We start from the raw sequence: 1,098 nt of genomic DNA on the forward strand, positions 1-1,098 counted from the left end.
TACCTTGCCTTGGGGTAAGGCCTCATCCGGCGAGTCCAAACCGTTCAGCGCCGCTATCAGGTACCAGAAATCCTTGTCGCCCAAAAACATCTGCGCCAGGTTCTGTAACGTCTCGCCACCTTGTGTGGTGTAGCTGCGGCTTTGGGCCACCGTCTCACTGTCCAGCGGTTTAAAGTGCGTATCCCTTATATTAATACTGCCGTCTTCTTTAAACTCCCCCAGATAGGTGCCACCACCGCCATAGCTGTAGTGCGCTACGCTGCTGCCTCCATAGTGTTTAAAGTCCGGCGCCCGTTGTTCGCCCTGCTCCGTTCTTCGAAATTCTCCCGCCTCATCAAATTCCAGCTGCCGGCGCTTCTCCAGCAACTGCTCCCGCGTCAGCGGCTGCTCTGCCTGATACGCCACCGTACTTTGCTCGCCTGTGTGTTTGCCCCGCAGCACGCCATTTAAGTCGTACTGGTAGTACACCGCTGCGAACCCATCCGCCTTGCCCGCACTGTCTGTCTTCTGGCTCAGTTGCCCGGAACTTAACGTATCCTGATAACCGCTGCCCTCCAGCCGGTAACCATACACCTCATCCGCTTCACGGCTCCAGGCTGAACTGAAGCTGGTTTAGTTGGGGCAGAGCAAAGGGGGTGATACAGTTTGTTTGCAACTAAATAGTTTTGAGTCGTTTTTATGCTGCTGATTGCATTGGTGATATGCGCATTTCGCTTGTGGCTTTGTGCTCACATGGCCCATAAGACGTTTTGCCATAAAGTTCGTAAGACCCCTGCGTTTTCCACTAAAGTGCGTACTTACAAAAAACCAGACTGGGCCATTGTTGAAATAATCCGCTTAAAAGCCCTGATGCCGGATTCTGGCTGCAGAGCGCTGGCTGACATTTTTAATCGCCGCTTTGCAACGCAAAGAGTGTCCGTGGGTAAAACCTGGGTTGCCAATACCCTGCAACAGCATCGCCATGCCGTGCTGTTAAAACGCAAGGAGTTGAAAAACAAAGCTCCTTATCAGATGACCCCATTCCGTACTGGGGGATGGATTTAACCGGTGTCACTGATCAGCAAGGCATCACTCATACTGTGCTTGGAATTTGTGAGC

At 52.5% G+C, this 1,098-nt stretch carries 2 protein-coding genes; one reads left to right on the forward strand and one right to left on the reverse strand.

The features are described from left to right. A partial coding sequence (locus LSG34_RS20645) for a hypothetical protein (RefSeq protein WP_233011221.1) occupies positions 1–468 on the reverse strand: 468 nt, incomplete at its 3' end. Between the two features lie 264 nt (positions 469–732). Here LSG34_RS20645 and LSG34_RS20650 point away from each other — a divergent pair. Then, positions 733–1,044 (forward strand): hypothetical protein, encoded by a 312-nt coding sequence (locus tag LSG34_RS20650; RefSeq protein ID WP_233011222.1) that lies wholly within the window; start codon positions 733–735, stop codon positions 1,042–1,044. The last annotated feature ends 54 nt before the right edge of the window (positions 1,045–1,098 follow it).

It is taken from the genome of Rheinheimera faecalis (assembly GCF_021290965.1).
Taxonomy (GTDB): domain Bacteria; phylum Pseudomonadota; class Gammaproteobacteria; order Enterobacterales; family Alteromonadaceae; genus Pararheinheimera; species Pararheinheimera faecalis.